A 24,814-nucleotide genomic window follows, 5' to 3' on the forward strand; every position below is an offset into this window, starting at 1 on the left:
CGGCCCGTGCGCAGTTACCTCCTCCGAGTGATCGTGCCGATAGAAGACTGCCGAGGAACAGCGGTACCTGATCAGGCCAAAGGGCCGGTGCATGCAGGCGCTTTGGGCGGGCCGATGCCAAAGTCAACCACTGTGACGTGGGTATCGATTGTCACATCCGGGCCGTGAACTGCTTTAACCATGGCTGTGTTGGGCGGGTGAACTGAGCGGTGAGGTGATTCGACTTGTTCGTCAATCCATGGAAGAACTTGCCGTGCGAAATCAGCGATGAAGACGACCTGGAGCTTCCTATGAAGATCGGTAGAACTGCTGTAGTCCTGGCTGCGGCGGCGGGAATCGTCGTGCTGGGAGCAGGCGGTGCACAGGCTGACGGCTCTCATGGCAAGGGTGGCCGAGATCAGATCAACAACTGCACCAGCTTCACCCTTATTAGTGTTTTTGGTGGGCCGCAAGTCAGGTGCGTAAATGCGCAGACTTCGGGTCAACCCCACGGTGACGGAGTGCAGGTGAATAACTGTCAGGTAATCACCGTCATGAGCGTAGGGAAGCGGCAGATCCTTCCGATCGGGCTTGACGCACCGGGTGCCACGTGTGAGAACCTCAGGCGTTGAGATCCGTCGGCGCCTTTCTTCTTCCTGATCATCGAGAGAGGCGTTCAGGCTGATTACCCACCCGGAGCTTTCTCTCGGCGGGCGGCGGCCTCTGGTGGCCGAGGGTGTCATCGTTCAGCAGGGCCCGGAGCTGCTGAACGATGGCACCCTCGGCCACCAGAGGCCGTTTCGTGCCATCTGGCCGCGACATCACGCATTCGGGTTCCGCTCTCAGGGGTAAAGCATTTGCTGGCATTCCTGCGCATGCCCCTCGGGCCTTCCGGGTGAATGGCGACACGTCAGCAGATGTTCGGATATGAAAATTGCGCTCTTTGGCGGTGCGATTGACGGCCAATTGGCGCGCCCCGGGCCCATTAATGTTCTGCCGCGCGGGTGAAACATGCGGTTGGAGTTTGGAATTGCCCGGCATTTCATGGAGTATCTGGACGAACGGTCCAGCCACGAAGAGAATCTGGAGATCGCTATGGGAATTGGTAGGACTGCTGCACTCCTGGTTGCCGCTACAGGAACCGTGGTGCTCGGGGCAGGCGGCGCGGACGCCAGCGGCGGCGGGGATGATGGGCCGCAGATCAACAATGGGGCGCAGATCAACAACTGCAACAGCGTTTCCCTTGTCGACATCATCGGCGGCCCCACGGCCAGCTGCCTGAACTTCGACGAAGCTTTCGGCAAGCACCATGGCCCGCAGGTGAACAACTGCAACGCCGTCGCCGCCCTCAGCGCCGTGGGCAACGTGATCTTCTTCCCCATCGAGGACGCCCAGGGGCCGAGCGCCAGCTGCGCCAACATCAGGCGCTGACGCCGGCCGGGCCGGTGGAGGCTTGAGGGAACGTGCCGGGAATTCTCTGATCATGACGTCTGTACGGGTGAAAACGGCGCCGATCCCGCTGCCTGGGTGCCCCGCCTTTCGTTGTACCCGGTAACGCGGTCGCATGATGGAGGTCCCGGCGCAAATGTCCACGCAGAGAAGTGTTCCCGAACTGATCCACCAGACCTGGGTGGACGCTGAAGCGCCTGCCCGGTGGCAGAATTGGGTGGATTCCTGGAAGCGCTGTCATCCGGGTTGGGAATACCGACTGTGGACGGATGTGGAAAGCCGATCATTCCTCAAGGAACATTATCCGTGGTTCCTTCCGGTCTATGACGGTTACCCCGACCCGCTCATGCGCGCCGACGCCATCCGGTATTTCCTGCTCGACCATTTCGGCGGTGTGTACGTCGATCTGGATGTCGAGTGTCTGCGTCCGGTGGGCGAACTGCTCACCGGGCGCAGACTCGTGCTCGGGTGCGAGCCGTCACTGCACACCCGCCTTCCGCTGGCGCGTCAGCGGGCTATGGGCCGCATCGTGGGCAACGCATTCATTGCCTCCACGCCGGGGCATCCGTTCTGGGCACACGTGCAGCGGGAGCTTGTCGGCACCCATCTCCTGCCCAATGCTCTGGATGCGTCGGGTCCCTTCTTCCTCACGCGTGCGCTGGAGAGCGCACCCGAGCCCGACTCGATCACCGTGGTGGGCTCGGAGCTGCTCTACCCCAAGGTGAACCCCTTCGCGATCCAGCTGTTCGGGCCGCAGGAAACCGACCATGACCATGCCTACGCCGTGCATCACAGTGCCGGCGTCTGGGCTGCCGAAGAATCGTGGGCGCCACGGACCCCGCGGCACACGAGGGTGAGGTTCTATTCCAGCCAGGGCCTGCGCCCCCTCGCCGACGGGGCCTTCGACCTGGAAGCGCAGCGCCGCCGCTGGGCATCGGGCGCACCGGCGCCGACGGTCTCCTGCCTGATGGTGACCAAGGACCGCCCAGCACTGGCCGAGCGTGCGATCCAGTGCTTCCTCGCCCAGACCTACCCGAACAAAGAGCTGGTCGTGGTCGACGACAGCCCGGACGACGCACTGGAACAGCACGTTCAGGGTCTCGATGACCCGCGTATCCGTTACCACCGGCTCCCACCGGACGGGCAACCGCTCGGGGCGCTGCGCAACATCGCTGTGGACCGGGCAGCGGGGACGTATGTGTGTCAGTGGGACGACGATGACCTCTACGATCCGGAGCGGGTCGAGGTGCAGGTGGCAGCGGTCCTCGCACTGGGCGCCGAGGCATGCTTCCTCGCGCGGCAGCGACTGTGGCGGCCCGCCCGCCGTGAGCTTGCCATCTCCCATGTACGCGTGTGGGAGGGCACCATGCTCTGCGCGAAGGCCGCGGTGCCCCGCTATCCGGAGCAACGCCGAGGCGAGGACACTCCCGTCGCTGCCCACGTCGTGAGCAACAGCCGGGTCGTCTCGGTCGACGTACCGGAGCTGTGCACCTATGTGTGTCATGAGAACAACACGTTCGAGCCCGCCCACTTCCAGCGCATCTTCGATGTCGCGCCCCAGACTTGGACCGGCAGTGACTATGCCGAGCAGCTTCTGGCCATGGCCGCACGGGTACCGCTGGGCCCGGAGGACCTCGTCCACGCCACGACCGGTACCGACACCGGTACCGACACCGGTACCGGGACGGGTGCCGGCGTCGGCACGGATGCAGGACCCGAGCCGGGCGTTGACGCCCTGCGGCTGCACCGGGCGCGATGGGTGATCAGTGAACCGGCCCCGGCGCCCATGCCTGACCGTCCCCCGATCCTGGTACTCACCCCGGTCAAGGACGCGGCCCGATTCCTGCCCGACTACTTCGGAAACCTCCGCGGCCTGGACTACCCGCAAGAGGCGATTTCCCTGGGCCTGCTTGAGGGCGACAGCCAGGACGACACCTGGGACGTGCTTCAGCGCGCGCTGCCCGACCTGGAGCAGCAGTACCGCCGGGTGACGCTCGTGCGCCACGACGCCGGGGTCCGCCTGCCCGGACAGCGCTGGGAGCCGGGCGTCCAACGCGAGCGCAGGGCCGCGCTGGCCAGGGTGCGCAACCACCTGCTCTCCCGGGCCCTCACCGACGAGCAGTGGGTGCTCTGGATCGACGTTGACGTGACCAGCTACCCACCCGATCTCATCCAGCGGCTGCTGGCAGCGCGGAAGGACATCGTCGTACCGCACTGCGTCAGCGAGCCGAACGGACCCACGTACGACCTCAACACCTTCCTTCTGCGCCCAGAAGCACGCGGCCTGAACTGGGCCCAGTGGATCCGCGACGGAATTCTGCAACCCCCGAGGGGATTCGGCAGGGCCCATCTCGACGAGCTCGGCGGGCACGAACTCGTCCGCATCGACTCGGTCGGCGGCACGGTCCTGCTGGTACGGGCGGACCTGCACCGCGCGGGTCTGGTGTTTCCGACGGTCCCGTACCAGCACCTCATCGAGACCGAGGGCCTGGCGGCCCTGGCCAAGGACATGGGTACCACGTGCTGGGCCCTGCCCGGACTCGAAGTGGTGCACCCCCACCACTGGTCGGAACCGGTCGGCCGACCGGCCACACCGACGGCCTGAACAGGCGCCCTGCCGAGCAGGGCCACCCGGTGCTCGCGCCCGGAGGGAAGGACGACGAATGAGTGTCAATCACGCACCTGCGGTCTCGGTGGTCATCCCCTGCTACAACTACGGCCACTACCTGCCACAGACGCTGAACAGCGTACTCGGGCAGACGTTTGTCGACTGGGAGGCCGTCATCGTCGATGACGGCAGCACCGATGGCTCCCCGGCCGTGGCCCGGGCGTTCATCGACCGGCATCCCGACCGGCGCATCCGGCTGCTGGGCCAGGCCAACGCCGGGGTCTCCGCAGCACGCAACGCCGGGATCGCCGCCGCGGCAGGCCGCTACATCCTGCCCCTCGACGCCGACGACGTGATCGCCCCCACCATGCTGGAGAAGACCGTTGCCCTGCTCGACGCCGAGCCGGACATCACGATCGCTTCCACCGATCTCTTCGTCTTCACCGACGAGGAGGATGTGCCGCCGCAGGTGCTGCCGCTCCCGCCCTACAGCAGGGAACTGCTGCTCCAACGGCTGATCATGTTCTACTGCTCGCTGTACCGCCGCGAAGCCTGGGAGGCCGTCGGCGGCTACGACGAGCGCATGCGGGCCGGCGAGGACTGGGACTTCTGGATCGGCTGCGTCGAGCGGGGATTCGTCGCCCACCACATTCCCGAGCCGCTGTTCGGGGCACGCAACAAGGACACCGGCCTGCACGTGGAAGCGGCCGAGAACGATCTCACCGTCCGGGCCCGGATCGTGGCCAACCATCCCACCTCGTTCAAACCCCTGACCAGAGCGTGGGCGCAGGCCCTGCTCGAACAGGAGGAGGACGCCCACCGGAACGATGCACGGGTGCCCGACGACATCCTCAGCCGGGCCGGGGAGATGGACCAGTTCCTCCGCTCCGTCATGGACCTGCAACGTATCGCGCGCAAGCAGCGCTACCGCATCCAGCGCCTGGAGCAGGCCCTGGCGGAGCAGAATCTACCGAGCCAGGCCGACCCCGGTGCCCAGCCCCAGGCAGTGATCGACAGCGGCGGCGAGGGTGATCCGGCCGGCAAAAGCGCGGACCGGCAGGCAACTTCAGCGCAGGTGATGCCTTGACGTGGTGTGGAGCGGCGGGACACGCAGCGGATGAACGTCACGGCGGGCACGGAAGTTGACGCGGGGGCGGGCTGACGGCTCGGCACCCCGGTCGCCGAGGACGTCCTCGGCGACCGCCGTACTCCAGCCGCCCCCAGCGACCCGGCGCACGCGCTGGTCGCTGCCCAGGGCGTCGATCCGTGACCGGGCACGCCTTCAAGCAGTATGCGGAGCCGGGGTCATGTGGTCGGTGAACCAGTCTCGGGCCAGTTCGGTGACCCTCTCCAGGGCGCCGTGCTCCTCGAAGAGGTGGGTGGCACCGGGAACGGTCACGAGCCGGTTCTCGCAGCGGAGTTGCGCTTGTCCTTCACGGTTCAGGTCGAGTACCACTGGGTCGTGGCTCCCCACGATCAGCAGCGTGGGCGCCGTCACCATGGCCAGCCGTGGCCCGGCCAGATCGGGCCTGCCGCCCCGGGAGACGACCGCGGCGATCCCCGCGCCCGGCTCGGCAGCCGCCCACAACGCGGCGGCGGCGCCGGTGCTGGCGCCGAAGTACCCCATCGCGAGCCCTTGTATCCCGGGCTGTCCGTGCAGCCAGTCGGTGGCGTCCGCCAGACGCCGAGCAAGGCCGCCGATGTCGAAGACGTTTTCCTGGTCTGAGGCATCCTCCTCGGTGAGCAGGTCGAACAGCAGGGTGCCCAGCCCGGCGCGGTTCAGCCTGGCAGCCACGAACCGGTTGCGCGGGCTGTGCCGACTGCTGCCACTGCCGTGCGCGAACACCACGATCCCGGTCACACCGTCCGGCACCGTCAATTGCCCACGCAGCACCACCGATCCGGCCCGCACATCCACCTCGCGATCCATGGGACCAGCGCGACGCGGCTCAGGCCGGAGGGCGCTCAGCGGGGGAGCGACCGCAGCGTTCAGACAGGCGACGACCTCATCGTCGTCGATCTGTGAGAAGTCGACGTAGAACTGTCCGACCGCAGCGAAGTTCGACGGGGCGAGCAGGCATACGAGTTCGTCGGCTTGTTCGCCGAGCCACTGGGTCCAGTCCTGTGGCGCGACGGGGACCGCCAGCACGATGCGGGCCGCTCCGCAGGCGCGAGCGATCCGGCAGGCCGCGTGCGCCGTCGACCCCGTGGCCACCCCGTCGTCGACCACCAGCGCCGTGCGGCCCTTGAGCCCGGTTGGTGGCCGCCCGCCCCGGTAGCGCAGGGCACGGCTTTCCAATATCTGCTGTTCACGGGCCCTGACCTCGGCAAGCTCCTCGGGGGTGACTCGCGCGGTGCGCACCACGTCGTTGTTGATCACGCTGACGCCGCCCTCGCCGATCGCTCCCATCCCCAGCTCCGGCTGGAACGGTAGGCCCAGCTTTCGCACCAGGCAGACATCCAGCGGCGCGCCAAGCGTTTCGGCGACCTCGGCGGCCACCGGAACCCCTCCACGAGGCAGTCCCAGCACCACGACATTCTCGCCTCTGAGGTGCTCCAGCCGGGCCGCGAGCTGTCGGCCGGCGTCACGGCGATCCATGAAGAACACGATCCGACCTCCTCGTCCCTGAGGGGGCTCGGCGGGCAACGCCGTGCCCCTAACTTCTATCCTCGCTCCTGCTGAGAAGGGACGTGCACCGCAGGTTGACGTGCTCCTACCACCTCTCGGATGCTGGGTGGAACGCGAGGAGGGGGCAGCTCACTCCTGGGCAGGCAATCCGCAACCGCGCTGCCCCGTAGCCGTCGTCCCGCGCCCCGCTCCGGCCCGGGATGAGACCGGTCAGCGTCGCTTATGAGATGCCTGGCCCGGCCTCTTGCCCCGATGGGCCGGGAGGCTCTTCGAGGACGCTCCAGGCGATGGGACCGCCGAGCAGGTCGGCCATCCGGCGGAAGACGTCCATGAGCATGTCGTCGACGGCCAGGACCCCGATGACCTGCCGCTCGGCAAGGACAGGCAGGCGACGAACGCCACACCGACGGAAGATCCGGTATGCCTCCTGCGTTCCGTCGTTCACATCCACCGTGATCACTGGGGTCGACATCGCACTGCTCACGGGAGACTCCGGGTCCAGACCGTCGGCCAGGACGCGCAGAGCGAGGTCGCGGTCGGTGGCGATCCCGGCCGGTAACCCGCTCTCCGTCATCACCACGGCGCCAACGCCGTACTCGTTCATCAGCCGGGCGACGTCCCGCAGGGGCAAGGTGGCCCAGCGGCGGGCGTCACTGTCCGGGCCGGAGCAGGTGCTCATCGTCGGACCGGGCAGCGAGGACCTGCCCGGAACGGCCTCCCTCGATGCGCACGTAGGGTGCCGCCCGGCCTGCTGAGCCTCAGTTGTTCCGTAGCGCGGCGAGGGTGTTGGTGCGGTCGGTGCGCTTGGTGCGGTTGTAGGGGAGTTTCCCGAGGAGGGTGGCCATGGCACAGCTGTTGGAGAGGGCGGAGTAGACGAGGCCGGCGGCGATGCCTGCGGAGAGCAGTTGAAAGGCGGGATGGATCACCTGGCTGAGGAGCAGTCCGAGCAGGACGACGGAGCCTGCGGTGAGACGGACTTGGCGGTCCATGGCCCATTTGGGCGCTGCGGTGGTGGCGGGGCGGTGCAGTGCTTCTCCCGCCGAGGCCCAGGCGGCGGTCCCGCCTTCGAGGCTGGCGGCGGGTATGCCGTTGCGGGACAGCGTGGTGCCGGCGTTCTGCGAGCGGGTGCCGGAGGCGCAGACCATGAGGAGGTCGCCGCGGTCGGCCACCTCGCGGAGGGTGGGCAGGGCATGTTCCAGATCGTCGAGGGGGATGTTGTACGCGCCGGGCAGGTGTCCGTCGGCGTATTCACCGGGGGTGCGTACGTCGATGACAACCAGGGTGTGCAGGCGCTCACGGACGACACTGGTGGTGAGAGTCGAGTTCATGGGGTTTGTTCTGTCCTTCGGTTCGGGTGGGGCTGGATCAGATGAGACTGTCGAGGAGCATGAAGGCGGCCACGGCGAGCAGGACGTAGGCGAAGACGTGCTGCAGGCGGTTGCCGGGGATCTTCGTGGCGAGCCGTTTGCCGTCCCAGGCGCCGAGGATTGCGGCTCCGGTGAAGGGGGCGATGACGGCCCAGTCGAGGCCGTCGGCGGTGCCGCTGCGGGTGGCGAGCGCGGCGACCGAGTTGATGATGATGACCAGGAGACTGGTTCCGACGGCGGCCTTCATGCGCAGGCCGAGAACGCCGACAAGGGCGGGCACGGCGAGGAAGCCTCCGCCGACGCCGAGCCCGCCGGTGACGGCTCCCAGCCCGGCCCCGGCCCCTGCGGCTCTGGCCGGCCGTACGGGGCGATCTGGTGCGGGGCGTCCGGGGCGGAGCATCCGCCAGGCCGCGAGTGCGGCGGTCACCGAGAACGCGACGGTCAGGACTGGGGCCGGAATGCGGCTGGCAGCGAGGGCGCCGAGCATGGCGGGGCCGATGCCCGCGGCGGCGAACAGCAGTCCGGCCCGCCAACGGACGTTGCCGTCCCGGGCGTGGGCGACCAAAGAACTGACGGATGTCGTGGCGACAATGATCAGGCTCGCGGTGGTGGCGGCGACGGGGCTGAAGCCGAGCATGTAGATCAGTGCGGGCACGGCCAGCACGCTGCCGCCCCCGCCGAGTCCCCCCAGGGCCAGGCCGACCACCGCCCCCGCCACCAAAGCGAGGATGAGCACGCTCATGTGACGGTTCCCGCTGCCCCGACAGTGTCCTGGACCGGCAGTCCCTGGCGCACCCATGCCTTCAAACCGTCGGTGACTTCGACTGCGTCCATGCCCCGCTGACCCGGCAGGTGGGCGGCGTGCTGGGAGCGCTGTCCGGAGCGGCAGACCAGCAGGAGGCGCGAGCCGGCGTACGCGCTCGATACCTTTGCTCCGGCCGTCAGTCCGGACAGCGGCAGATGCTGTCCGCCGGAGATGTGCCCGGCCCGCCATTCCTCGGTCTCGCGCAAGGCCGGCAGGACGGCGGTGGCTTCCTGGAGCATGCGGTGGGCTTTCACGACGGGAAGGCGGCCGGGGCCCTGACTGGGACGGAAGATGGACATGGCGGGACTCCTCGCGGTGTCGACAAGGGTTCAGGTGGCGGTGCGGACGGTCAGGCCGGCGTCTGCTGCCTGGTCGAAGCCGTCGTCGACGGCGACCACGTCCCGCCCGACCGCGTTCAGCAAAGAAGCCGCGATGCCGGCCCGCATGCCGCCGGCGCAGTGAACCCACACTTCTCCCGCGGGCACCTCGTCGATCCGCTTGTGCAGCGTGTGTACGGGAATGTGGACCGAGCCCTCGATGTACCCGCCGGCACGCTCGGAATCGCGGCGCACATCCAGGACCACCGGCAACTCCGCTGCCTCAGAAAGCTCGGCTGCCAGGTCGGCGAAAACCGCGCGGCGGAACGAGGCCGGGGCATCTCCGGGGCGCAGCCAGTCGGACGGGCCGCCGGTCGCTGAGGCTGCGGGGCGGTCGATCCCGACCCGCACCAGTTCGCGCTGGGCTTCGGCAAGCTGCTGGGGTGTCTCGGCGAGCAGGGTGACGGGCTTGCCCCAGGGGATCATCCACGCCAGGTAGGTGGCGATCTTGCCGTCGGCTTCGAAGTTGAACGATCCGGCGACGTGGCCCTGGGCGAATGCGACACGGTTGCGCACGTCCACGACCCACTCACCGGCTGCGAGCCGGTCGGCGATCTCCTCGGCGTCCGCACGCCGGGGGGTGGTCAGGTCGACGGGGTCCGGGCCGGCGGAGTTGGCCGGGCCCATGTGCGCGTAGTAGGCGGGAACGTCCTCCAGGCCGGCCAGCAGGTCGGCGACGAAGGAGTCGACGTCCTGGGCCAGGGCGGCGTTCACGGTCTTCTCCCGGCCGATGGTGCTCGCGTCGCCCTCGGCCTGGCCGGAAGAGCAGAAGCTGCCGAACCCGTGGGTGGGCAGGACCGAGGTGTCATCGGGCAGTTCCGCGGCGAGCCGGTGCGCGGAGGCGTGCTGCGCACGGGCAAGGTGTTCTGTGAGGCGGGGTTCGACCAGGTCGGGGCGGCCCACGGTGCCGATGAGCAGGGAACCGCCGGTGAAGACGGCGATCGGCGTCCCCCGGTCCTCCAGGACGTACGCGGTGTGGTGTGGGGTGTGACCGGGGGTGGCCACAGCCCGCACGGACAGTTCCTGGTCGAGCTCGATCACGTCGCCGTCACTGACCGGAATGCGGGCGAAGGAGACCTGGGCGGCGGCCGGTACCAAGTAGGCGGCGCCGGTTAGCCGGGCCAGTTCCAGGCCGCCGGTCACATAGTCGTTGTGGATGTGTGTCTCCACCACGTGTGTGATGCGCACTCCGCGCCGTGCGGCAGCCGCGATCACTTGGTCGATGTCACGCGGCGGATCCACCGCCACTGCGGCACGGGCGCCCCCGGCCAGATAGTGCCGGTTGCCCAGGCCCTCGGTCCCGATGGTGTCGACGAAGAACATCTACGGCTCACTTCCTCGGATGAATACCCCCCCGGGTATTGAATTCACCGTAACAGATTACCCCCGGGGGTATAGTCGGAGGGGAATCGCCTCGTCCGTCCAGGCTGGGGAAGGAAGAGCATGGGATACGACCGGACCGTGTGTGTCCACGCCGACTTCGCCCGCACCGTGGCCGCCGCCCGGCAAGCCCTTGCCGCACGGGGTTTCGGAGTGCTCACCGAGATCGACGTGACCGCAACTCTCAAGGCCAAGCTCGGCCGGGAGATGGAGGACTACCTGATCCTGGGGGCCTGCAACCCACGGCTGGCAGAGCGGGCCCTCGACGCCGACCGGGGCATCGGGCTCCTGTTGCCCTGCAACGTGGTGATTCGCACCGAGGGATCGCAGACGGTGGTCCAGGCGCTGGACCCCGCCGCCATGGTCACTCCGACCGGCCTTGACATCATGACCCCTGTCGCGGACGAGGCCACCCACAGGCTGGACAACGCGCTCGCCCAACTCGCCAAGGAGCTCAACGGATGAACCCGACCCTGCCGAACCCGGCCCCGGAAACCGCCGAGGCCGTGACCGCCAAGGACGAAGCCTCCGCCCGCGCCGTGCTCAACCGCCTGCGCCGTGCACAGGGGCAGCTGGCGGGAGTCATCACGATGGTCGAGGAAGGCCGCGACTGCCGAGACGTAGTGACCCAGCTCGCCGCCGTCAGCCGCGCACTGGACCGCGCCGGATTCAAAATCATCGCCGGTCGCATGCGGGAATGCCTGACCGCCCCCGAGGACGGCGGCACCCCCGCCATGAACGAGGAAGAACTGGAGAAGCTCTTCCTCACCCTGGCCTGATCACTGTCACCCGCCCCACAGCAGGGCTGGGCCGTCCGCCACGCTCCCAGAAAGGCTCTCGGCGCAAGATCGGGAACGGTCCACGCGAACGGCCCGGACGTCCGATTCACCGTCAGAACCAGCTCTCACTCAAAAGTGGAACAGGGCCGGTTCCGGGAGTGGTTTGAGTTGTGCGACGCGCTGTTGTGCACGGACGGGCCGGTACGGGCGCTGGTCGACCTGGCGCTTGCGCCGGAACACCGACGCGGACATGGGGCCTCTACGTCGGCTTCAACAACGGACGGATCGACGTCGCCCGGCTGCGTCGCGCGCTGGCAGGGATCCGAATTTCAGCGATGACGGACGGATGCCGACGTCGCCGAGCGTTGGGTCCAGGCAGAGCTGAACCAGGACGACTTCGGCCTGGTCGGACCGGAAGCGTAAGCATGAGACCTGGACGACCGGGCCTGACGGAGCACATACCGTGGGCGGCAGGGAGCAAGGGACCCACTGATGCCCCGCCGCCCACCGCTAAACCGAGAGGGCGTCGAAGTTGGCGGGCAGGGTCTCGTAGTCGCGTGCGAGGTGGCGGTGCATCATGATCCGTCCGATGCTCGTTCCACGACCGAGCGCCTGCACGCTTTGCAACGGTCCATCCGGGGTGTGAGCGGAACGGCCGGTGTGCCAGTGACCGCCCCGGCTCTGGGGCGGGAACCGTAACTGGTCTGCGTTTTACGGCGCGAGAGAGAAGTAGTTCTCCTCCTCCTGGGTGAAGTGAAGGCGCAAAATGGTGTTCAGGCCGTAGAGACAGGAGCGCAGGTCGTCGAGTTGTTCGGAGGCCAGGCCGCCGTTCGCGTGGGCCAGTTGCAGGTGGGTGGCGATGCGGCGGGAGAGCCTTTCGATCTCGGTGTGGGCGCGGCTCATGGTGGCGGTGGTCTCGGAGCCACCTAGGGTCGGGGCGAGGGCGGGGTAGAGCTGATGTTCTTCGGCGTATTCGTGAGGCAGCAGTCGTGCGGTGAGCAGACGATGTGTCTCCTCCACCGTGGCGAGAGCCTCGGGGCCGGGTGTGTCGGAGAGGCGGTCGGCCGCTGCGCGTACGGCGTCGAGGACATCCTGGAGGTCGTCGTGTTCGGCGGCGAAGCGGTGGATGAGGGCTTCGGCTGCGGGTGTGAGGGTCGGGCGTGCGGCCTGGTCGACGCGCAGGGCACGCAGGGCGTTCAGGATGACGGCGACATCGATGCCCTCTTGCAGCAGTGCGCCGGCGGCTGGCGGGAGTAGTCCGACGGCCGCCGCGGCCATGGCGGCCAGGGACATCAGCATGCCGCCAAGGGCACTTTGGACGGCGATGCGGCGGGCGCGCTGGGCAATGGTGACGGCGTCGGCGAGGCGGTCGATGCGGTCGATGCGGTCGGTGGTCAAGACGATGTCGGCGGCTTCTGAGGATGCGGTGGAGCCGCGGGCGCCCATGGCGACACCGATATCGGCGGCGGCGAGGGCAGGGGCGTCGTTGACTCCGTCGCCGATCATCACGGTGACCGCGGCCTCACGCTCGGCGCGCACGACGGCAACTTTGTCGGCCGGGCCGAGTTCGGCACGTACGTCGTCCAAGCCGAGGATGGCGGCGACTTCGCGGGCGGGTGCGGCGCGGTCGCCGGTGAGCATCAGCAGCCGCTCGAAGCCGGCCGCCCGCAGGTGGCGCAGGGTGCGCGGGGCGTCGTGACGCAGGGGGTCGCGCAGCAGGACGGCACCGGCCAGTTGTCCGTCGATGGTGAGCCAGGCGACGGCCGCGCCGTCGAGCAGCGCGCGGTTGTCAACTGCCTTGGCCCACGTGGGCCGTGCGTCTGCGGGACCGAGGCGGCCGATGGAGACCCGGTGCCCGTTCACGGTGCCGGTGGCACCCCGTCCGGGTTCCTCGGTCACGTCCGTCGGGGCCGACAGTTCCAGGTTGCGTTCCCGGGCAGTGTCGACGATGGCCTGAGCCAGGACGTGAGGCGAGTACTGGTCCACGGAAGCCGCCAGGCGCAGCACCTGCGTCGGTTTCAGGCCGGGCGCGGCCGTGACGTCGAGACCACGGGGCCGGCCGCGGGTGAGGGTGCCGGTCTTGTCGAGCAGGAGGGTGCGGGCGCGGCCGAGGTTCTCCAGCGCACCTCCGTCGCGGATGACCACGCCGAGGCGGGAGGCCCGGGACAGGCCGGAGACAATGGCGACAGGGGCAGCCAGCAGCAGGGGGCACGGGGTGGCGACGACCAGGACGGCCACCGCGCGCACCGCGGAGCCGCTGATCAGCCAGGCCAGGCCCGCCACCACGAGAGACAGGGGGAGGAACCAGGCCGCGTACCGGTCGGCCAGCCGCACTACCGGCGCGGACTCCGCCCCGGCCTGCTGGGCCAACCGTACAATTCCGGCGTACGTGCTGTCCTGCTCGGCAGCGGTGGCGCGCAGCTCGAAGGCGCCGCCCGCGTTGACCACGCCACTTCGTATCGTCTCGCCCCGGGGTCGTTCGACCTGTAGGGGCTCACCGGTGAGCACCGACTCATCGAGGACGGCGGCGGTGCTCTCCACACGGCCGTCGACGGGAATGACCTCGCCGGGGCCGACGACGAGCAGGTCGCCGACGGCGACCTCGCCCAGCGGCACCGTGGCCACCCCGGTGTCCGTGCGGCGGCGCGCCGAGCGCGGCGCGTGCTCCAGCAGGGCACGCAGGTCGTGGGAGGCGCGCCGCTGGGCGGCCGTCTCCAGGGTGCGGCCGGTGGCGAGCATGAGCGCGATCAGTGCGCCGGCCAGGTATTCGCCCACGGCCAGGGTGCCGCCGAGCGCGAGTACGGCGATCAGGTCCACACCCGCCTGCCCGCGCTTCAGCGCGGCCAGCACCCACCCGATCGCGGGGATCACGGCGGACACGGTACCCAGAGCCCAGAACAGGTCCGCGAGACCGCGGGCATCGGCCAGCCAGGCGATACCGCCACCCGTCAGGGCCACCGCTGTGACGGCCAGGAGGACCGGTTCGAGCCGTGGGGAAACGACTGCGGCGGTCAGGTGGCGCAGTCGTGCTGCGGTGTGGTTCATGGCGCACCTCGGTCCGTGCGAAGTGGCGACCGCTCGGGGGGTCCCTTTCCATCATCGCGGCAGCTGATCCGGGCGGCAGAGGCCGTCCGGTCCTGCCTCGGGGCCGGACGGCCGGTGTGGCGCGTGCTTGTCATGTCCGACCGTCGGCGAGGTTGGAGGGCCAGAACACGATGCCCCGATCAGTCAGTTCCCCCCGAAGTTCCTCCACGGAGTCCAGCGCGGTGATGTCCACTTCCACTCGGGACGCGATGGTCGGCCGCCGCAGATCCGCTCCAGGACCGCCCGCACCGTCGGCAGGGCAGTTCGCGAGCCATCTCGCCCCCCGACACGAGCGCCGTCGCCCTTGTGCACTCCCGGGCCACTGTCTTGAGGACCGCAGCCTCACCGGCGAGACTCGTGGTGGCGTGCACGTATATTCCTGCGGCATGTCTATTAATGGAACGTGGCATGTGACATGCTACTGAAATGCAGAGTTCGGACGTCGTCGTCGTGGGGGCCGGTATCGTCGGGGCCGCCGTAGCCAGGCGGTTGGCCCTGGGCGGGTTCCGGGTCACCGTGTTGGATCGTGGCGCTTCCGCCGGCGGGACGTCGTCGAGCGGTGAGGGCAACATCCTTGTCTCCGACAAAGGCCCTGGCGCTGAACTCGATCTCGCGGTGATGTCCGGCCGCCACTGGACGGCACTCGCCGAAGAGCTTCCCGCTGAGTTGGGATCCGGCTTCCCTGACCTTGAGTTCGAGGCGAAGGGTGGTCTGGTGGTCGCGACGACCGCGGCGGGGGCGAAGGCTCTGCTCGCCTTCGCGGCGACGCAACGGAGTGTGGGTGTCGACGCGCGACCGGTGACGGCAGTGGAAGCTGCCGAGCTGGAACCCGACCTCACGCCGCACGTCGCCGGGGCCGTTTTCTATCCCGGCGACGCCCAGGTTCAGCCGACCGTCGCGACCGAGGCTCTGCTCGCGTCGGCTCGCCGGCACGGTGCGCGGGTACGGCAGGGTGTCACCGTTCTCGGCGGCATCGTGTCCCAAGGGCGGCTCGTCGGCGTGGAGACCACTGCTGGGCGATTCAGCGCCGAGCATACGGTCGTGGCCGCCGGGCCCTGGTCGGCCGAGGTCGCCGGAAGGCTCGGTGTTCGTCTTCCGGTTCTGCCCAGACGGGGGACCGTGCTGGTCACCGCACGGATGCCTCGCCGAATCCGCCACAAGGTGTACGACGCCGACTATGTCGGTGCCGTCGAGTCGGGGGACGCCGCCTTGCAGACGTCCAGTGTCGTGGAGTCGACGGCGGCCGGGACCGTGCTCATCGGCTCGTCGCGTGAGCGACGTGGTTTCGACGAGCGGATCGAGGCCGCGGTGGTCGGCGAACTGGCCGGCAAGGCCATGGTTCTCTTTCCTTTCCTGGCAGACGTTCCGGTCATGCGTGCGTACGGCGGGTTCAGGCCGTTCGTGCCCGATCACCTGCCGGTCATCGGTCCCGATCCTCGCCTGCCCGGCCTGTGGCACGCGACCGGGCACGAGGGCGCGGGCATCGGGCTCGCTCCCGGTACGGCGGAACTGATCGGTGCGCTCATGACCGGGGCAGAGCCCGAGATCCCGGCCGGCCCCTACGCCGTGACCCGCTCGTCCCTGAAGGAGGAAACGAACGGATGAAGATCTCCGTGACCCTGGACGGCGAACGGCTGCGTGCCGGGCAAGGGCAGACGGTTGCCGGGCTGCTCATGTCGCGTGGCCGTGTCTCCTGGCGCACGACCGCCAGGACCGGCCGGCCTCGTGGTCTGTTCTGCGGTATCGGCGTCTGCTTCGACTGTCTGGTGACGGTGAACGGGCTCAGTGATGTGCGTGCCTGCCAGCGCTTGGTGGCCGACGGCGATGTGATCGAGACAGGGGCGGCCGATGACGAGCGTTGACGTGCTGGTGATCGGAGGCGGGCCGGCCGGGCTGGCCGCGGCCCGGGGTGCCCGGCAGGCAGGCTCCCGGGTCGTGTTGCTCGACGCGTCGGTTGTGGTGGGCGGTCAGTTCTGGAGACATCCGCCGGCCGGGAGTTCCGATGCGGACAGCCGCGCGCTCCAGCACAAGTGGGACCGGTTCACCGCGCTGCGCGTCGCGCTGACGGAAGATCCTGACTGCGAGGTCGTCACCGGCGCCCAGGTCTGGGCGGTGGACCGGCGCGACACCATGCCGCCGGTCGTCCACGCGTTGGTCGGCCCGGCCGACGGCGGCGACCGTCGCCGCCGCGTCTTCGAACCACGCGCTCTGGTGCTCGCCACCGGAGCGCACGAGCGCACGTTGCCGTTCCCGGGCTGGGACCTGCCGGGTGTCTATACGGCAGGCGCTGCGCAGGCGATGGCCAAGGCCGAGCATGTCGCCGTGGGCAAGCGGGTCCTGGTCGCGGGCACCGGGCCGTTCCTGCTTCCCGTTGCCACCGGCCTCATCCACGTGGGCGCGACCGTGGTCGGTGTCGTCGAGGCGAGCAGCTGGCGGCGGATCGCCCGCGGCTGGCTGTCCCGCCCTCACGAGATGAGGCTGAAGGACCTGAAGTCCAAGTCGGCTGAACTCGGCGGATACGTAAGCGCGTTGGCCGCACAACGCGTTCCTTTTCGCACCGGCGCGGCAGTACTGGCCGCGCACGGTGAGGACCGGGTGACCGCGGTCACCGTGGCCCGGATCGCCGATGACTGGACGCCTAGGCAGGGTACCGAGCGGCGTATCGAAGTCGACGCGGTGTGTGTCGGTCACGGATTCGTCCCGCGCACGGAGGTCGCCATCTCTGCGGGCTGCGCGCTCGCCGCTGACGGAAGCGTGCGCGTCGACGACGAACAGCGCACCTCCGTGCCCGGCGTCTACGCGGCAGGCGAGATCACCGGTATCGGCGGCGCCGACCTGGCCCTCGTCGAGGGTGAGGCCGCCGGACGGGCCGCGGCAGGCCGGTCCGCCGGAACCGCCGAGGTGACCCGCCACCGAGTCTTCGCCGACCGCATGCACCGCGCTCACGGAATCCGGCCCGGATGGAAGTCCTGGGTCGGCGACAGCACGATCGTGTGCCGCTGCGAGGAAGTGACCGCCGGGCAGTTGCGCGAGGCAGCCACCGCGACCGAGACCTGCGGGCTGCGCTCCCTCAAGCTCAGCTCACGCGCCGGCCTGGGCATGTGCCAGGGCCGCACCTGCGGCCGAAACGTCGAAGACCTCCTCCCCAACACCCCCCTGGATCCGGGACGCATGGCGAATCGCCCGATCGTCGTCCCGGTCCGGCTCGGCGAAATCGCCACGACCCCAGTGAACACGACCCCAGTGAACACGGCCCCTACGGAACACGACCCCACTGATGAGAGGTAGACCATGACCAGCAAGCAATTCGACCTCGGCGGCGTCATCGTCGCAACGTCGCTGCCCTACAAGGCGGACAGCTCCGCCCCGGCGGGGCTCGCCGTCGACTACGACCGCTACGCCGAGCACTGCGACTGGCTGATGAGCAACGGCTGCCGCGGCGTCGGGCCGAACGGCTCGCTGGGCGAGTATTCGTCGCTGACCGACGAGGAGCGGCGCCGCGTGGTGCAGGTGGCCGTCGAGGCGGTGGGCGGGCGCGGACTGGTGGTGGCCGGCGTGCACGGCGCGGGCTGGCACCAGGCCAAGCACTGGGCCGAACTGGCCAAGGCTGACGGCGCCGACGGCGTGCTCGCCCTGCCGCCGACCCTCTACCGGGCCAGTGACGAGCAGGTGGTCGACCACTATCGGCACATCGCCGAGGTCGGCCTGCCGATGATGATTTACAACAACCCGTTCGACACCAAGGTCGACCTCGTGCCGCAGTTGGTCGCGGAGCTTGCCGAGATCGACGAGGTGGTGGCGATCAAGGAGTTCAGCGGGGACGTCCGGCGGGCTTTCGAGATCAGTGAGCTGTGCGACATCGACGTCATCGCGGGCGCCGACGACGTGCTGCTTGAGCTGATGCTCGACGGCGCGGTCGGCTGGTTCGCCGGTTTCCCCAACACCTTCCCGGCGGAGTCCGTCGCGATCTACGACCACATGGTGGCCGGCCGGTACGAGCAGGCTCGTGAGCTGTACAAGCAACTGGTCGCGGTGTTCCGTTGGGACTCTCGGACGGAGTTCGTACAGGCCATCAAGCTGGGGATGGACATGGTCGGCCGGTTCGGCGGCCCGTGCCGTCCGCCGCGTGGGCCGCTCACCCCGGCCCACGAGAAGCAGGTGCGGGCCGCCATGGAACGGGCGATCTCCGGAATCGCCGCACTGTCCGTGGAAGCGGTCTGACGTGCGGGCGAAGCGGCTGTTCTCGGCGGTCGACTCGCACACCGAGGGAATGCCCACCCGCGTCGTCACCGGCGGGATAGGCGTCATCCCCGGCGCGACGATGAACGAACGCCGACTGTACTTCATGGAACATCTCGACGATGTTCGCCGGCTGCTGATGAACGAACCACGCGGGCACGCCGCGATGAGCGGGGCCATCCTTCAGCCGCCGACCCGGCCGGACGCCGATTTCGGGGTGCTGTTCATCGAGGTGTCCGGCTGTCTGCCGATGTGCGGCCACGGCACGATCGGCGTGGCCACGGTGCTGGTCGAGACCGGCATGGTCGCGGTCAGCGAGCCGGTCACCACCATCCGGCTGGACACCCCGGCCGGACTGGTGGTGGCGACGGTCCAGGTCAGCGAAGGGCACGCCGACTCGGTGACGCTGGAGAACGTGCCGGCGTACAGCGACCGGCTGGACGCGACGATCGAGGTGCCGGGGTTCGGGCGGGTGCCATACAGCCTGGCCTTCGGCGGCAACTTCTACGCGATGGTCGATCTGGACGCGGTCGGGCTGCCGTTCGACCGGGCCCGCAAGACCGAGATCCTCACCGCGGGGCTGGCCATCATGGAGGCGATCAACACCCAGGCGCCGCCGAAGCATCCGGAGATCGCCGGGGTCGACCACTGTCACCACGTGGAGTTCATCGCACCCGGCTCGACGGCCCGGCATTCCCGGCACGCCATGGCGATCTTTCCCGGCTGGTTCGACCGGTCGCCGTGCGGCACGGGCACGTCCGCGCGCATGGCGGAGCTGTGGGCCCGCGGCGAGTTGGAGATCGGCGCCGACTTCGTCAATGAGTCGTTCATCGGCAGTCGGTTCACCGGGCGGCTGCTGAGGGAGACGACGGTCGGCCCGCACGCCGCCGTCGTGCCGACCGTCACAGGCCGCGCCTGGGTCACTGGGTTGGGGCAGTACATGGTGGACCCGTCGGACCCGTACCCGGCCGGCTTCGAGTTCTGAGGAAGACGTATGGACTTGATCGAGACCTCGCCGTCCGAGCGGGCGGGTGTGCTCACCGCGATAGCGGACGAGCTGTCGGCCGCGGCCGACGAACTGATACCTCTGGCGATGGCCGAGACCGGGCTGGCCGAGGCGCGGCTGACCGGGGAGCTGAAACGCACGGTCGTGCAGCTGAGGATGTTCGCCGATGTCTGCGCCGAGGGTGAGTTCCTTGACGTGCGCATCGACGAGGCCGACCCGGGGTTCGTCCTGGGCCCTCGTCCCGACCTGCGGCGGTTCAACCTGCCGGTGGGGCCCGTGCTGGTGTTTGCCGCGAGTAACTTTCCCTTCGCGTTCTCGGTAGCCGGCGGCGACACGGCCTCCGCACTGGCCGCCGGCTGTCCGGTGGTCCTCAAGGCACACCCCGGCCATCCGCGACTCTCGGCGCTGACCGCCGAGAGGGTGCGGTCCGCACTGGTCAGGGCCGGCCTGCCCGCGGAGACCTTCGAAGTGGTCTTCGACCAGGACGACGCCGTACGGCTGCTGCGCGACGACCGGATCGCCGCGGCGGCGTTCACCGGTTCCCTCAAGGTCGGCCGGATGCTCGCCGGGATCGCCGCCGGGAGGGCTCGCCCGATCCCGTTCTACGGTGAGCTGGGCAGCGTGAACCCGGTCGTGGTGACGCCGGGCGCGCTGGCCGAGCGGGCCGACGCGATCGCGTCCGGTTTCGTAGCCAGCGTCTCCGGATCGGCCGGGCAGCTCTGCACCAAACCCGGCTTCCTGTTTCTCCCGGAGGACCATGGCCTGGCTCAGAGGCTCGGCTCGGCGGCGGACGCGGTGCCGAGCCATCCGATGCTGCACCAGGGCATAGCCAACGCCTACACCGAGCGCCGCGCCGCCGTCCTCGCGTCCCGGGGTGTGTCCGTGCTGGCCGAGGGGGCCGTGGAGGCCGAACCGGACGGCGGGAGCCGGGCCGCACCGACTCTGGTGGAGGTGGGCCTGGACGATCTGCTGACGCAACGGAGCACACTGCTGGACGAAGCGTTCGGTCCACTGTCGATCGTCGTGCGCTACGCCCCGGACCGGCCCGACCTCCTGGTGGAGGCGATCGGCGAGCTGTTCCCGGGCGCCCTGACGGCCACGGTGCACCGCGGCGCCGGGGAGGACCACGCGTGGCTGCGCGGGCTCGTCGCGGTGTTGAGGGAACGCGTGGGCCGTTTGCTGTTCGACGGCTGGCCGACGGGTGTCGCGGTGACTCCCGCGATGCAGCACGGGGGTCCATATCCAGCCACCACCGCCCCAGCGACGACGTCCGTCGGCACAGCCGCGATCCAGCGCTTCCTGCGCCCTGTGACCTTCCAGAACTGCCCACCGGAGCTGCTGCCTGCGGCGCTGCGCGATGACAACCCCTGGAGCGTTCCCCAGCGCCGTGCGGCTGCCGGTGAATCGCTGAACTGGGGAAACCACTCCGCCTGACACAGTTGGCCGAAACACAGTTGTTACCGTCGACCTCTTTCGCGCTGGGTGCAGTGTGACATATCACTACTCCATGGCAATCTAACCGGAGGTTCTCCGATGAACAGTTTGCGCATCTCCGGCACCGTGGCTCTGACCGCCACCGCCCTCCTCCTCACCGCCTGCGGCGCTGCCGATTCGACCGGCTCGAAGGGCGAGACGCTCAAGGTCGCCGTGCTCGCGGCATCCAGCCAGAACGGCTACAACCAGGCCGTCTACCAGGGCGTCCAGCAGGCCGCCGAGGCGTCCGGCAAGAAGATAACCCTGAAGCTCCTCGACGGCCAGTTCGACTCGAACACACAACTGTCGCAGCTCCAGAACGTCACCAGCACCGGCAACTACGACGGCGTCGTCGTCGTACCCAACGACGGCGTCGGCCTGGCGGCGGCATTCCCGCTGTCCAAGAAGATCCCCGTCGCGACGGTCCTCAACCCCGTCGGACCGGACATCAACAAGATGGAACCGCAGGTCGACGGCGTGGTCACCACAGTCGGCGTGCCCCCCACCACGGCCGCGGAGAAGCAGGCCGAAGGCGTGGCCACCTACTGCGCCGACATCAAACCCTGCAACGTCGTGCTCCTGGTGGGCAACCTGTCGACGCCGCTCGACGTGGCCCGCCGCGACGCGTACAAGAAGGTGCTCGGCACCCACCCCAACATCAAGGTGGTCAGCACGGTCGAGGGCCAGTACGACCGGGACACCTCGCTCAAGGCGATCAGTAACGTGCTCCAGGCCCACAAGGACATCAACGTCATCCTGTCGAACGCCGACCAGCAATCAGCCGGTGCCCAGATCGCCCTGCAAAACGCGGGCATCAAGCCGGGCAGCATCTACCTGACCGGCGGCGGCGGCACCAAGGACGCCGTGGCCGCCGTCCGCGCGGGCACCTGGAAGGCGGACTACGTCAACTTCCCGGTGAGCATGGGCAAGGCCGCGATGGAGCAGTTGGTCAAGGCGATGGACGGGGGCACCGCGAAGGCCGTCGTCAACGCGGATGACATCGGCGGGACCGAGCCGTACGCGAACAAGGAAACGCTGGCCAAGACCCCGGACTTCACCGGCGAGTGGAACGGCTGACGCCGATGGTCACCGCCCAGCCGGTCGTCGAACTCACCGGCATCACCAAGCGGTTCGGCGGAACAGTGGCCCTGGACGCCATCGACCTGATGGTGCACGCCGGCAGCGTGCACGCCCTGGTCGGGGAGAACGGGGCAGGCAAGTCCACCCTCGGAAAGATCGCAGCCGGGGTCTACGCCCCCGATGCGGGGCACATCTCCGTCGACGGGCAGCCGGTCGGGCGCTGGGACACGGTACGGGCCCAGCGCCGTGGGATCGTGATGATCGCGCAGGAGCTGTCGCTCGTACGTGACCTGACGGTGGCTCAGAACGTGTTCCTCGGCATCGAGCAGAGCAGGTTCGGCCTCCTGCGCCGCGACCAGGACCGGCGGTTCGCCGAGCTGGACGAGATCGCCCGGTTCGGCCTCGACCCCGAGGCGCGGGTGGGCGATCTGCGCATCGCCGACCAGCAGAAGGTCGAGATCCTGCGCGCCCTGGCCCGTAAGGCCAAGGTGATCGTGATGGACGAGCCGACATCGTCGCTCACCGCGCACGAGACCCAGCGGCTGCACGATGTGATCCGCCAGCTCACGGCGCAGGGACGCGCGGTCGTCTACGTGTCGCACTTCCTCGACGCCGTGCTCGAAGTCAGCGACACCGTCACGGTGCTGCGTGACGGCCGCAAGATCCGCACCGCGCCCGCGGCGGACCAGACCAAGTCGTCCCTGGTGGAAGCGATGCTCGGCCGGGAACTCGCTGTCACGTTCCCGCCGCTGCCGCCCGCGCCCCACCCGGACGTCGAACCACTGCTCAAGGTGGCGGCGCTGGCCAGCGACGGGGGCGTGAAACGGGCCTCGTTCGAGGTACGGCCGGGCGAGATCGTCGGGCTGTTGGGGCTGGTCGGCTCCGGGCGCACGGAAATCGCTCGCGCCCTGATCGGCGCGGACCGGGTCACCGCTGGAAGCGTCACGCTGGCCGGCCGCACGCTCGGCCGGACAACACCGCGCCAGAGTCGCGATGCGGGCCTGGTGCTGGTCCCCGAGGACCGGCACGGGCAGGGCCTCGTACTTCAGCGCAGCGTCACCGAGAACATGACGCTCGCCTCTCTGGGCCGCTTCTCACGGCTCGGCGTGATCGACCGACGGGCGGTCGGCAAGCAGGTGGACGAGCTGGTCCGCCGCTTGGAGCTGCGCCCGGCCAGGCCCGAGCTGCCGGTGCAGAGCTTCTCCGGCGGCAACCAGCAGAAGGCGCTGATCGCCAAGTGGCTGGCCAGTGACCCGAAGCTGGTGATTCTCGACGAGCCGACCCGCGGCGTCGACGTCGGCGCCAAGCTCGCCATCTACGAACTCATCGCCGACCTGGCGGTCCGCGGCATCGGAGTGCTGCTGATCTCCTCGGAACACGAGGAAGTGCTCGGCCTCGCCCACCGGGCCCACCTGGTCAGCCGCGGCGAGGTGCTCGACGAGGTGGACCCGCGCGGCCTGGCCGTCGAAGACGTCCTCCGCAAGCTGTTCGATGTCGCCGACACGGCCGGCACGGGCGAAGCAGGAAAGGCAAAGGAGTCCGTCCAATGACCGCCACCGAAACCGCGCCCGAGGCCGGCGCAGGCGCCGCCGTCCATGGCGGCACCCCGATAGGCCCGCGCGTCATCGCCTTCGCCCGGGACTACGCGGCACTGATCCTGCTGGTCGCGGTCTTTGTGACGCTGTCGATCATCTCGTCGTCGTTCCTGTCCTTCACCAATGTCATGAACATCCTCAACCAGAACGCACCGCTCGCGATCATCGCCGTTGCCGGTACGTTCGTCATCGTCTCGGGGGCGTTCGACCTCTCCACGGCGTCGATGTACGCGGTGGTCAGCGTGGTCGCCGCGTCGATCGCCACGTCCACCGGCAGCACCTTCCTGGCCCTGCTCGCCGCACCGGTCCTGGGCCTCGTCATGGGCGCGCTCAACGGGCTCGCGGTGACCCGTCTGAACGTACACTCGTTCCTCGCGACACTCGCCTCCAGCCTCGTGTACAAAGCCATCGCCGTGCTGGTCACGGGCGGTTCGCTGATCACCGTGACCACGAGCGGCTTCTCCGAACTCGGGCGCGGCCAAGTCGCCGGGATCTTCTACTCGGTCCTCATCCTGCTGGCCGTCTTCGCCATCGCATCCCTGCTGCTCAACGGCACGGTCTTCGGCCGGCATGTGTTCGCTGTCGGAGGCAACCCGGAGGCGGCTCATCTGTCCGGCGTGCGCGTGGACCGGGTCAAGGTCATTGTGTTCGCGCTCAGCGGTCTGGCCGTCGGTATCGCCGGCGCGATCGGAGTCTCGCGCCTCGCATCCGGTCAGCCGCAGGCAGGCAGCGGCCTGGAGCTACAGGCCATCGCGGCGATCATCCTCGGCGGCTCCAGCATCTACGGGGGTGTCGGCGCGGTCTGGCGCTCGCTGGTCGGTGTCTTCCTGATCGCCCTGATCGGCAACGGCTTCGACATCCTCAACGTCAATCCGCAGATGAAAGACCTGGTCACGGGTGTCATCATCCTCGCCGCGGTGGCGCTGGCGGCGGCCGACCGCCGTCGGCGCTGACCAGTCCCCTG

Annotated in this window: 22 protein-coding genes and 1 pseudogene; 15 read left to right on the plus strand and 8 right to left on the minus strand. The window is 69.0% G+C overall.

Going from position 1 to position 24,814, the window contains the following annotated elements; all coding sequences use genetic code 11:
* Window positions 1–71: 71 nt before the first annotated feature.
* On the minus strand, window positions 72–452 hold the full coding sequence (locus tag ACFVT5_RS13780; RefSeq protein WP_389885863.1) for a hypothetical protein: 381 nt from the start codon (window positions 450–452) through the stop codon (window positions 72–74).
* Window positions 453–1,023: 571 nt separating this feature from the next.
* Between ACFVT5_RS13780 and ACFVT5_RS13785 the strand changes: the two genes are divergently transcribed.
* The 3 genes from ACFVT5_RS13785 to ACFVT5_RS13795 all read left to right on the plus strand — a co-directional run bounded on the left by ACFVT5_RS13785 (window position 1,024) and on the right by ACFVT5_RS13795 (window position 5,123).
* Complete coding sequence (locus tag ACFVT5_RS13785) at window positions 1,024–1,410, plus strand: hypothetical protein (RefSeq protein ID WP_389885866.1); 387 nt, start codon at window positions 1,024–1,026, stop codon at window positions 1,408–1,410.
* 154 nt (window positions 1,411–1,564) lie between these two features.
* A complete protein-coding gene (locus ACFVT5_RS13790) occupies window positions 1,565–4,033 on the plus strand; it encodes a glycosyltransferase (protein WP_389885869.1) in 2,469 nt (822 codons plus the stop codon).
* Between the two features lie 58 nt (window positions 4,034–4,091).
* Window positions 4,092–5,123, plus strand: coding sequence for a glycosyltransferase family 2 protein (locus ACFVT5_RS13795; protein ID WP_389885872.1), 1,032 nt, complete (start codon window positions 4,092–4,094; stop codon window positions 5,121–5,123).
* A gap of 195 nt (window positions 5,124–5,318) precedes the next feature.
* Here the strand turns inward: ACFVT5_RS13795 and ACFVT5_RS13800 are convergent, their stop codons facing one another.
* From ACFVT5_RS13800 to ACFVT5_RS13825, 6 genes are all read right to left on the minus strand, one after another.
* Window positions 5,319–6,644 (minus strand): phosphoribosyltransferase family protein, encoded by a 1,326-nt coding sequence (locus tag ACFVT5_RS13800; RefSeq protein WP_389886651.1) that lies wholly within the window; start codon window positions 6,642–6,644, stop codon window positions 5,319–5,321.
* Between the two features lie 241 nt (window positions 6,645–6,885).
* Complete coding sequence (locus tag ACFVT5_RS13805; protein WP_389885874.1) at window positions 6,886–7,344, minus strand: cyclic nucleotide-binding/CBS domain-containing protein; 459 nt, start codon at window positions 7,342–7,344, stop codon at window positions 6,886–6,888.
* A gap of 79 nt (window positions 7,345–7,423) precedes the next feature.
* Window positions 7,424–7,993: a rhodanese-like domain-containing protein gene (locus tag ACFVT5_RS13810; RefSeq protein WP_389885877.1), complete on the minus strand. Its 570-nt coding sequence runs from the start codon at window positions 7,991–7,993 to the stop codon at window positions 7,424–7,426.
* Between the two features lie 37 nt (window positions 7,994–8,030).
* Entirely contained in the window at window positions 8,031–8,774 is a 744-nt protein-coding gene (locus ACFVT5_RS13815) for a sulfite exporter TauE/SafE family protein (protein WP_389885880.1), read from the minus strand.
* Window positions 8,771–9,136, minus strand: a complete 366-nt coding sequence (locus tag ACFVT5_RS13820; protein WP_389885883.1) for a rhodanese-like domain-containing protein — start codon at window positions 9,134–9,136, stop codon at window positions 8,771–8,773. The genes ACFVT5_RS13815 and ACFVT5_RS13820 overlap by 4 nt, the downstream gene beginning before the upstream one ends.
* Window positions 9,137–9,166: 30 nt before the next feature.
* Complete coding sequence (locus tag ACFVT5_RS13825) at window positions 9,167–10,537, minus strand: rhodanese-like domain-containing protein (RefSeq protein WP_389885886.1); 1,371 nt, start codon at window positions 10,535–10,537, stop codon at window positions 9,167–9,169.
* A 120-nt stretch (window positions 10,538–10,657) separates the two neighbouring features.
* Here ACFVT5_RS13825 and ACFVT5_RS13830 point away from each other — a divergent pair, with 120 nt between their 5' ends.
* From ACFVT5_RS13830 to ACFVT5_RS13840, 3 genes and pseudogenes are all read left to right on the plus strand, one after another.
* Window positions 10,658–11,059, plus strand: coding sequence for a DUF302 domain-containing protein (locus ACFVT5_RS13830; RefSeq protein ID WP_389885889.1), 402 nt, complete (start codon window positions 10,658–10,660; stop codon window positions 11,057–11,059).
* Entirely contained in the window at window positions 11,056–11,373 is a 318-nt protein-coding gene (locus tag ACFVT5_RS13835) for a metal-sensitive transcriptional regulator (protein ID WP_389885891.1), read from the plus strand. Before ACFVT5_RS13830 ends, ACFVT5_RS13835 begins: the two co-directional genes overlap by 4 nt.
* A 162-nt stretch (window positions 11,374–11,535) precedes the next feature.
* A pseudogene (locus ACFVT5_RS13840) lies at window positions 11,536–11,720 on the plus strand (transposase); the annotation flags it as partial.
* A gap of 364 nt (window positions 11,721–12,084) precedes the next feature.
* On the opposite strand, the gene ACFVT5_RS13845 reads toward ACFVT5_RS13840, so the two are convergent.
* Window positions 12,085–14,418 carry a heavy metal translocating P-type ATPase gene (locus ACFVT5_RS13845; RefSeq protein WP_389885894.1) on the minus strand — a complete coding sequence of 778 codons (2,334 nt, stop codon included), beginning with the start codon at window positions 14,416–14,418 and terminating at the stop codon, window positions 12,085–12,087.
* A 465-nt stretch (window positions 14,419–14,883) separates the two neighbouring features.
* Here ACFVT5_RS13845 and ACFVT5_RS13850 point away from each other — a divergent pair, with 465 nt between their 5' ends.
* From ACFVT5_RS13850 to ACFVT5_RS13890, 9 genes are all read left to right on the plus strand, one after another.
* The gene (locus ACFVT5_RS13850; RefSeq protein WP_389885896.1) at window positions 14,884–16,062 is read left to right on the plus strand and encodes an NAD(P)/FAD-dependent oxidoreductase; all 1,179 of its coding nucleotides are present in this window, start codon (window positions 14,884–14,886) and stop codon (window positions 16,060–16,062) included.
* A complete protein-coding gene (locus tag ACFVT5_RS13855) occupies window positions 16,059–16,319 on the plus strand; it encodes a (2Fe-2S)-binding protein (protein WP_389885899.1) in 261 nt (86 codons plus the stop codon). Before ACFVT5_RS13850 ends, ACFVT5_RS13855 begins: the two co-directional genes overlap by 4 nt.
* Window positions 16,306–17,745, plus strand: coding sequence for an FAD-dependent oxidoreductase (locus tag ACFVT5_RS13860; protein ID WP_389885902.1), 1,440 nt, complete (start codon window positions 16,306–16,308; stop codon window positions 17,743–17,745). Before ACFVT5_RS13855 ends, ACFVT5_RS13860 begins: the two co-directional genes overlap by 14 nt.
* A 3-nt stretch (window positions 17,746–17,748) precedes the next feature.
* Window positions 17,749–18,678: a dihydrodipicolinate synthase family protein gene (locus tag ACFVT5_RS13865; RefSeq protein WP_389885905.1), complete on the plus strand. Its 930-nt coding sequence runs from the start codon at window positions 17,749–17,751 to the stop codon at window positions 18,676–18,678.
* A 1-nt stretch (window position 18,679) separates the two neighbouring features.
* On the plus strand, window positions 18,680–19,681 hold the full coding sequence (locus tag ACFVT5_RS13870) for a proline racemase family protein (RefSeq protein ID WP_389885908.1): 1,002 nt from the start codon (window positions 18,680–18,682) through the stop codon (window positions 19,679–19,681).
* A gap of 9 nt (window positions 19,682–19,690) precedes the next feature.
* On the plus strand, window positions 19,691–21,136 hold the full coding sequence (locus tag ACFVT5_RS13875; RefSeq protein WP_389885910.1) for an aldehyde dehydrogenase (NADP(+)): 1,446 nt from the start codon (window positions 19,691–19,693) through the stop codon (window positions 21,134–21,136).
* Between the two features lie 99 nt (window positions 21,137–21,235).
* Entirely contained in the window at window positions 21,236–22,252 is a 1,017-nt protein-coding gene (locus tag ACFVT5_RS13880; RefSeq protein WP_389885913.1) for a sugar ABC transporter substrate-binding protein, read from the plus strand.
* On the plus strand, window positions 22,240–23,805 hold the full coding sequence (locus tag ACFVT5_RS13885) for a sugar ABC transporter ATP-binding protein (RefSeq protein WP_389885916.1): 1,566 nt from the start codon (window positions 22,240–22,242) through the stop codon (window positions 23,803–23,805). Before ACFVT5_RS13880 ends, ACFVT5_RS13885 begins: the two co-directional genes overlap by 13 nt.
* Entirely contained in the window at window positions 23,802–24,803 is a 1,002-nt protein-coding gene (locus ACFVT5_RS13890) for an ABC transporter permease (protein WP_389885919.1), read from the plus strand. Before ACFVT5_RS13885 ends, ACFVT5_RS13890 begins: the two co-directional genes overlap by 4 nt.
* Window positions 24,804–24,814: the final 11 nt, after the last annotated feature.

This window comes from Streptomyces sp. NPDC058001 (genome assembly GCF_042886315.1).
GTDB lineage: Bacteria > Actinomycetota > Actinomycetes > Streptomycetales > Streptomycetaceae > Streptomyces.

What these genes read in the sequence shown, in the direction of transcription:
- ACFVT5_RS13830 (WP_389885889.1), top strand. Translation starts at nt 10,658, where the DNA reads ATGGGATACGACCGGACCGTGTGTGTCCACGCCGACTTCGCCCGCACC.
- ACFVT5_RS13835 (WP_389885891.1), top strand. Translation starts at nt 11,056, where the DNA reads ATGAACCCGACCCTGCCGAACCCGGCCCCGGAAACCGCCGAGGCCGTG.
- ACFVT5_RS13810 (WP_389885877.1), bottom strand. Translation starts at nt 7,993, where the DNA reads ATGAACTCGACTCTCACCACCAGTGTCGTCCGTGAGCGCCTGCACACC.
- ACFVT5_RS13820 (WP_389885883.1), bottom strand. Translation starts at nt 9,136, where the DNA reads ATGTCCATCTTCCGTCCCAGTCAGGGCCCCGGCCGCCTTCCCGTCGTG.
- ACFVT5_RS13865 (WP_389885905.1), top strand. Translation starts at nt 17,749, where the DNA reads ATGACCAGCAAGCAATTCGACCTCGGCGGCGTCATCGTCGCAACGTCG.
- ACFVT5_RS13825 (WP_389885886.1), bottom strand. Translation starts at nt 10,537, where the DNA reads ATGTTCTTCGTCGACACCATCGGGACCGAGGGCCTGGGCAACCGGCAC.
- ACFVT5_RS13875 (WP_389885910.1), top strand. Translation starts at nt 19,691, where the DNA reads ATGGACTTGATCGAGACCTCGCCGTCCGAGCGGGCGGGTGTGCTCACC.
- ACFVT5_RS13890 (WP_389885919.1), top strand. Translation starts at nt 23,802, where the DNA reads ATGACCGCCACCGAAACCGCGCCCGAGGCCGGCGCAGGCGCCGCCGTC.
- ACFVT5_RS13790 (WP_389885869.1), top strand. Translation starts at nt 1,565, where the DNA reads ATGTCCACGCAGAGAAGTGTTCCCGAACTGATCCACCAGACCTGGGTG.
- ACFVT5_RS13795 (WP_389885872.1), top strand. Translation starts at nt 4,092, where the DNA reads ATGAGTGTCAATCACGCACCTGCGGTCTCGGTGGTCATCCCCTGCTAC.
- ACFVT5_RS13845 (WP_389885894.1), bottom strand. Translation starts at nt 14,418, where the DNA reads ATGAACCACACCGCAGCACGACTGCGCCACCTGACCGCCGCAGTCGTT.
- ACFVT5_RS13785 (WP_389885866.1), top strand. Translation starts at nt 1,024, where the DNA reads ATGGAGTATCTGGACGAACGGTCCAGCCACGAAGAGAATCTGGAGATC.
- ACFVT5_RS13815 (WP_389885880.1), bottom strand. Translation starts at nt 8,774, where the DNA reads ATGAGCGTGCTCATCCTCGCTTTGGTGGCGGGGGCGGTGGTCGGCCTG.
- ACFVT5_RS13855 (WP_389885899.1), top strand. Translation starts at nt 16,059, where the DNA reads ATGAAGATCTCCGTGACCCTGGACGGCGAACGGCTGCGTGCCGGGCAA.
- ACFVT5_RS13850 (WP_389885896.1), top strand. Translation starts at nt 14,884, where the DNA reads ATGCAGAGTTCGGACGTCGTCGTCGTGGGGGCCGGTATCGTCGGGGCC.
- ACFVT5_RS13805 (WP_389885874.1), bottom strand. Translation starts at nt 7,344, where the DNA reads ATGAGCACCTGCTCCGGCCCGGACAGTGACGCCCGCCGCTGGGCCACC.
- ACFVT5_RS13880 (WP_389885913.1), top strand. Translation starts at nt 21,236, where the DNA reads ATGAACAGTTTGCGCATCTCCGGCACCGTGGCTCTGACCGCCACCGCC.
- ACFVT5_RS13860 (WP_389885902.1), top strand. Translation starts at nt 16,306, where the DNA reads ATGACGAGCGTTGACGTGCTGGTGATCGGAGGCGGGCCGGCCGGGCTG.